The sequence below is a fragment of the Candidatus Melainabacteria bacterium RIFOXYA2_FULL_32_9 genome, assembly GCA_001784615.1.
Taxonomy (GTDB): Bacteria; Cyanobacteriota; Vampirovibrionia; order Gastranaerophilales; family UBA9579; genus UBA9579.
In genome coordinates this window covers 2,217-9,094 of record MFRQ01000055.1, presented here as the reverse complement: position 1 = coordinate 9,094, position 6,878 = coordinate 2,217, and the positions used below count along the sequence as shown (strand labels likewise).

The window sequence follows — 6,878 nt, the reverse complement described above, 5'->3', positions numbered from 1 at the left end:
AGTATCCATTATTAGGGAAATTGGCCCTATAATGGGAAGTTTTGCGGTAATATCGATGGTGGGTTCATCAATGGCAGCTGAAATTGGAACCATGAAAGTTACCGAACAAATTGACGCCATGAGGGTTCTTGGAGTTGATCCTATATATTTTCTTATTGTTCCCAGAATTCTGGCTGGCTTTTTTATAATGCCATTTGTGATTATCCTCGCTAATACGGTAGGAATTATAGGTGGCATGATTACCACCAACATCGTATCTGAATTGAGCGTGCTAAATTATATCGATTCAGTCTGGAGAGGACTAAGTGGAAAAGATATATTTGTTAGTCTCTTAAAAGCCTGTATATTTGGTGGTATGATTGCATTAATAAGTTCATCTCTGGGCTATAAAACTCAAGGTGGCGCAAAGGATGTAGGCAGGTCCACTACAAAAGCAGTAGTATGGTCATTTGTAGCTGTTGTAGTTGTAGATTACATAATCTCGTTATTATTTTTTGAATAAAAGGCATAATGATGTTAATTCAACTTAAAAACATATATAAAAGCTTTGATGATAAAATTGTCTTGAAAGATGTCAGTTTTGACGTTAATGCTGGTGAAACTCTAGCAATAGTAGGATTTAGCGGGTCAGGCAAAAGTACAATCCTTAAAATCATAAGTGGACTTACTTTACCAGACTCGGGAAATATCAAACTGGGTGACAATAATATCGGCATGGTATTTCAGTATTCAGCTTTATTTGACTCTTTAAACATTTACGAAAACGTTGCCTTTGCACTTAAAGAAAGAAAAGAGTTTAAAAAGCTTTATACTGAAGATCAAATTAAAGAAGTGGTTAAAGAAAAGCTTAGACTAGTAGGCCTTTCGGACATTGAAGATAAGGTCCCAAGTGAATTATCGGGCGGCATGCAAAAGCGTGTTAGCTTTGCAAGGGCAATAGTTACTAATCCCAAAATTATTCTATATGATGAACCAACAGCAGGACTCGACCCTGTTTCTTCTACCGTCATCGAGGATTATATTGCACAACTTAAGAGCGAACTCGATGCTGCATCAATAGTTGTAACTCATCAAATGTCAACTATAAAGAGGACTGCGGATAGGATAATTATGTTATATGATGGAGGGATAGTCTGGCAAGGTACACCAGATGAAATGGCACAATCAACAGATTCATATGCACATCAATTCGTTAATGCAAACAGAGAAGGTCCTATGCGCACAGCAGCAGGATAAATACAGACTAATTATAAACAATTACAAATATGTTTAAATCATTGATATACTGTCATTAAATAATGGAGACAAAAATATAGTTATGAAAATCTCACCTGCAACAAAAGTCGGGATTTTAACATTAATATCTCTAGTCATATTAACTTTAGGAATAATGTGGTTAAAAGGTAGAGCTATTTCTGCAGGAGAACGTACAGAAGTTAGATTTCATGACGTAGATGGAATGAGACCCGGTTCAGCCGTGCAAATGATGGGTATTAGAATCGGACAGGTAGAAGAAGTGCTTCCTGTTATCACGGATGATGAAAGTTATGTCACTGTTAAATTCGTTATAACAGAAGATGACATAACTATCCCTCAAGCATCGACTATCTCCATTCAACAATCAGGAATTATTGGAGAAAAGTTCCTGGAAATAACCCCTCCTCAAGTTCAAACAGCTCTATTGCCTATCAATCACCACATAAAAACTATTATCAATGAGAAAACACCTGTAGAATTACTGGTTGGAAATGAATATATCCCTGTAGGTGAAATTAAAAATGCTGAAATTGTTAATATAAAAACCTTAACACCTATTCAGCAAGAAAATATTGTAACAACATACGCTTATAAAATTGGATACATAGTTACAAAACCAGGTGTAATAATTCCAGAAGATTCAATTGCTAGTTTAAAAACCTTATCAGCAAGTAATCCGAATAATAAATACGTACTCAGGCTAACACCACCAAAAGATATTATTGCTCAAATTTCAGCTAACGGTAAATACACAATCGTTGAACCTATTAGACTTAAGAAGTTTTTCGATGTACAACTTGAGTCAGCCATAGCATTACAGGAAACTAATGATAAAATTAACTCATTGCTCTCTGAAGAATCAATTGATGATTTAAAAACAATTTTAAAGAATACAAAGCATTTATCTAAAGAAGCAACATCGACTCTTAGCCTGGCAACAGAACTTTTAAGAAGTTCCAAAACAGAGATAGATAATATTTCCACACTTGCGCAGGATTTATCTGGTAAAATGGTGGTTTTAGCAGATAATATAAATAATATTGTCGGTGATCCTGAAGTCAAAAATAGCCTACTATCTACCACTAAATCGATTCAAAAATCAGCCTCAAGTATCTCAGAAATGCTTGAAGATCCAACGCTCAAAGAAACCCTTGCTCTGGTTAATAATTCAGCTCAAGATTTATCTGAAATAACAAGTTATATAAATAATATAACTCAGGATCAGGAATTAAAAGGCAAGCTTGATAGCACTTTAGTCAATCTTAATGATTCATTATCTAAATTATCAGTCACTCTGGATAATGTTAACAGTTTAAATACTGAAGAAAAAGATAATTTAAAAGAAATTTTAAACGATTCCTCAGAAATATCAGAAAACTTGAAACTATTCTCCAATAAATTAAATAAAAGATTTTTACTATTCAGACTTTTATTTTAGTACTGCAATATGAAAAGATTTTTAAATAAAATCCATTATTCAGAATCTTTAAATTATAAAGAAAAAGCTCTTAAAGGGTTATTATCAGGTATTTCAGTGCTATATCACGCTGGCTCTAATATAAGAAATTTTTTGTATAGTAAAGATATTCTAAAAAAAACCAAATTGCCAGCCTTTGTTATATCTATAGGCAATTTAACGACAGGTGGAACTGGCAAGACTCCTTTAACTATTGAAATTGCTAATTATATCCAAAATTATCTTAATAAAAATACAGCTATACTAAGTCATGGCTATGGAGGACAACTTCCAACCAAAGCAATAAATGTAATTAGTGATGGCAAAACCATTTATCATGCTCCTCATGATGCAGGAGATGAGCCATATTTAATGGCAACAAAATTACAAGATGTGGCTGTTTTAACAGGTAAAAGCAGAATTAATTCTGGCAAACATGCTATAGAGAACTTCGGGGCTGAAGTTCTTATTCTTGATGATGGATTTCAGCACATTAAGCTGGAAAGAGATCTTAATATCCTTGTTATAGATTGCAATAAAAAATTTGGAAATAATCAATTATTGCCAGCAGGACCATTGAGAGAATCAATAGAAGAAATAAAAAGAGCTGACAAAATAGTTGTGGTTAATAAGAAGCCCTATGATGCAAATGTAGAAAAAGCTTGTTCTGTATTTATAGAAAACTTAAAAGCAAAATATAATAAACCTGTTTATTTATGCAGATTTACAAATGGTGAAATATACAATATTAAAACCTCAGAAGTACTTAATTCACCCGTAAGAGCCTATGCAATTACAGGAATAGCTCAGCCAGAGTTTTTCTTTAATTATCTTCAAAAGCAAAATATTGATGTAGCTATTTCAAAAGAGTTTACAGATCACCATCTTTACACTAGAGATGATCTAAAAAATATATTTACAGAAGCTAAAAAGCTTGAAATAGAAGCAATAATAACGACAGAAAAAGATGCAGTCAAATTAGCGTCAATTATTGATAAAGTTGAAACGGAAATTCCTATTTTTGCATTAAAATTAGATATAGAAATTGATTTAAGTAATTTGGTAATATCCATTACCTAAATTAAGTCCTCACTGGAATGATACTTAACTTGAGAATGTGGCTTAGAACCTATCCAGGAAATAAAAAATGTACGAGTCAGAAAAACAACCTCTGTCATTGCGAAGATTCCGAAGGAATCTGTGGCAATCTATCTATTTTACTATTAAAAGCCATTATTCAGAATTGGAAAGATCACCACGGCTTCTAAAAGAAACCTCGTGATGACATGAGACATTCCTGCACAGCCACTTAGCTTACGTTGTTGCACTACTCAATAATTTAGAGTATTTAATTAGAAAACAATTCTAAATTCATCTTGCAGTAATTGCAAAGTAAAGAAGATCAATACCACAAAGGAAAAATATCTTTAATGACTAGAATACTCGTAGTTAGATATAGATTTATAGGTGATACTATTCTTACCATACCCTTTTTGCGTAATTTAAGAAGGGCTTATCCTGATGCACAAATTGATATGCTTGTTGGACCTGTTTCAGGTGATGTATTGATTGACTGTCCCTATATTGACAATTTAATTACATTTGATACAACTAGAAAACATAAATATGAAAGCACACCAAAAGCTAAGCAGAACTTCTTTAGCTATGTTAAATTACTAAAAGAACGAAAATATGATAAAGCCTATGTACTAAAAAGATCATTATCAAGCGCTATTCTTGTATTTTTAGCTGGTATAAAAGAAAGAATCGGTTTTAATACAGAATATAGAGGATTATTGCTGACTAAAAGAGTCCAATATATTAAAAACAAGCATGAAATTGAATGTTTTCTTGACATACTAAGAGCAGATAACGTTCCTGTAACGGATAATTATTTAGAAAATTGGATTTCTGAGGATTCACGTGTAAAGATAGACCGAATATTAGAAGATTTTAATATCAAAGAAGCACCTAAAATCTTAATCCATGCTACAAGTGGAAATCCAAAGAAGGAATGGCAGCCTGAAAAGTTTGCAGAAGTAATTAAATACCTTATAAATCAAAAAGGAGCGCAAATTTTTTATACAGGCACAGAAAAAGATGACCAAATGTATGAAAAAATACATGCCTCAATAGAACATAAACTAATTATAGAACCAGTTAACCTGTGTGGAAAATTATCAATTCAAGATAGTATGGCTTTAATAAGCAGAATGAATTTTGTAGTCGGGGTCGACTCAGGCACCCTTCACATAGCAGCAGCCCTGAATACTCCTGTAATAGGAATATATGGACCTATGAATCCAGAAAAATGGAAAGCATGGGGTGATATTCATACAGCTCTTTACTCAAATATTCCTTGTGTCCCGTGTGATTTAAGGAGCAAAAAATGTCCTGAAGACAATGCCTGTCTTAAAAATATTACACCTGATATGGTAATACAGAAATGTAACGATCAATTGGATAAAATGCAAAATGTCGTCTGAATTTTACAATTTTCTTGAAGAAAATCTAAAAGAAATTAAAACACAAAATCTTTATAGAGATTTTAAGCCTGTATCTTCAAAATCAGGCCCATATATTACTTATAAAGATAAAAAGATTCTTCAAATGTCATCTAATAACTATTTAGGGTTAGCAGGTGATGAAAGACTACAGGAAGCAGCAATAAAAGCTATCGAAAAATATGGTATAGGATCTACCGGTTCAAGATTAATATCCGGAACGCACGAATTACATTTAGAACTTGAAGATAAAATAGCTAAATTCAAAAACACTGAAAAGGCTCTTGTTTTTTCAACAGGATATGCAGCTAATTTAGGAACTATAGCAGGATTATTAAACGAGAACGATGCTGTTTACTCAGACCAACTAAATCATGCCAGCATAATTGATGGGATAAAACTTTCACGTGCAAACAAATTTATCTATAAACACTGTGATATTTCTGATCTGGAAAAATTAATAAGTGAAAATCATCAAAAATATAGATTTAACGTAATTATTACCGATACCATATTTAGTATGGATGGAGATAGAGCACCTCTAAAAGAAATTGTAGAGTTAAAAGAAAAATATGAGGCTATTTTATTTGTAGATGAGGCCCATGCCTTTGGAGTATATGGCCCTAATGGACAGGGATTAGCCCATGAATTTGGAATTAATGATAAAGTTGACATACAAATGGGGACATTAAGCAAAGCCGCAGGAGTTGAAGGTGGTTATATTGCAGGTAAAAAAGAATTAATAAATTACCTGATTCATAAGTCAAGATCCTTTATTTACTCAACTGCTCCTACAATCCCCTCAATTGCTGCCTCAATAAAAGCAATTGAAATTATTAAAAAAGCTGACAATTTAAGAGATAAATTATATCAAAATATTAACTATCTAAGGTCTGAACTGAATAAAATACAGAGAAATGGGAATATTATAGTTATACCATCAAATTCTGCTATCTTTTGTATGAGAGTAGGTGATACTGAGAGAACTATCAAATTTTCAAAAAAACTCTTAGAAGAACATCAGATTTTGGCTACTGCTATTAGGCCACCAACTGTTGAAACGTCAAGAATACGTTTATGTACAATGGCATTACATAGACAACAGGATTTAGATTATCTTTTAGAAAAGCTCTCTTTGGAAATTTCAAGCCAGTTTTAATTAAAAGATGGCCTATTGGGCTAAGCTCTTTTTATAATCTGGATTTTAGAATTTACACAAACCTGTTTTCATCTATTTATACCATGACAAAAGAAAGGAAGATGCTTTAAAATTTGGTAATATCCATTACCTAACTTAGGTTAACGACTAAAGCCTTTGAAACAAATAATGAGGTATTATTGGAATAATTGATGACTTATGAGTGTGGCTTAGCCACTGAAGCAGTAAGACTTAATTTAAAGTTATCAGTTATCGTTAGAGCACTACTAAAATTTTAAATACGCAATTTTTCATGTTTTAAGTTTACACTTTCTAAATGTCTACAAGGTCACTGTCAGTTTTAGACTAAAAAATTTAATATAATGCTATTATGTTTGTACTGGGTAAATTGAGTATTTTATACAAAAAGGAGCAATATGCGCATACTTATCTCAAATGATGATGGAATCCATGCAATCGGGATTAGAACATTAGCTGAGCGCTTGGCATTCGAACATGAAGT

The 6,878-nt window shown here is 32.5% G+C and carries 5 protein-coding genes and 2 pseudogenes (2 of these 7 cut by a window edge); all 7 read left to right on the top strand.

What is annotated here, in order from left to right; genetic code table 11:
* Positions 1–502, top strand: a pseudogene (locus tag A2255_07345) (hypothetical protein); it begins 308 nt to the left of the window's first position.
* A gap of 8 nt (positions 503–510) precedes the next feature.
* Positions 511–1,236: a hypothetical protein gene (locus A2255_07340; GenBank protein ID OGI21721.1), complete on the top strand. Its 726-nt coding sequence runs from the start codon at positions 511–513 to the stop codon at positions 1,234–1,236.
* Between the two features lie 82 nt (positions 1,237–1,318).
* Positions 1,319–2,695, top strand: coding sequence for a hypothetical protein (locus tag A2255_07335; protein ID OGI21720.1), 1,377 nt, complete (start codon positions 1,319–1,321; stop codon positions 2,693–2,695).
* A gap of 9 nt (positions 2,696–2,704) precedes the next feature.
* Positions 2,705–3,793 (top strand): tetraacyldisaccharide 4'-kinase, encoded by a 1,089-nt coding sequence (locus tag A2255_07330; protein OGI21719.1) that lies wholly within the window; start codon positions 2,705–2,707, stop codon positions 3,791–3,793.
* A gap of 350 nt (positions 3,794–4,143) precedes the next feature.
* Positions 4,144–5,199, top strand: a complete 1,056-nt coding sequence (locus A2255_07325; protein ID OGI21718.1) for a lipopolysaccharide heptosyltransferase II — start codon at positions 4,144–4,146, stop codon at positions 5,197–5,199.
* A complete protein-coding gene (locus A2255_07320; GenBank protein OGI21717.1) occupies positions 5,189–6,376 on the top strand; it encodes an 8-amino-7-oxononanoate synthase in 1,188 nt (395 codons plus the stop codon). The genes A2255_07325 and A2255_07320 overlap by 11 nt, the downstream gene beginning before the upstream one ends.
* Positions 6,377–6,792: 416 nt before the next feature.
* Positions 6,793–6,878, top strand: a pseudogene (locus A2255_07315) (5'/3'-nucleotidase SurE); it runs 694 nt beyond the window's last position.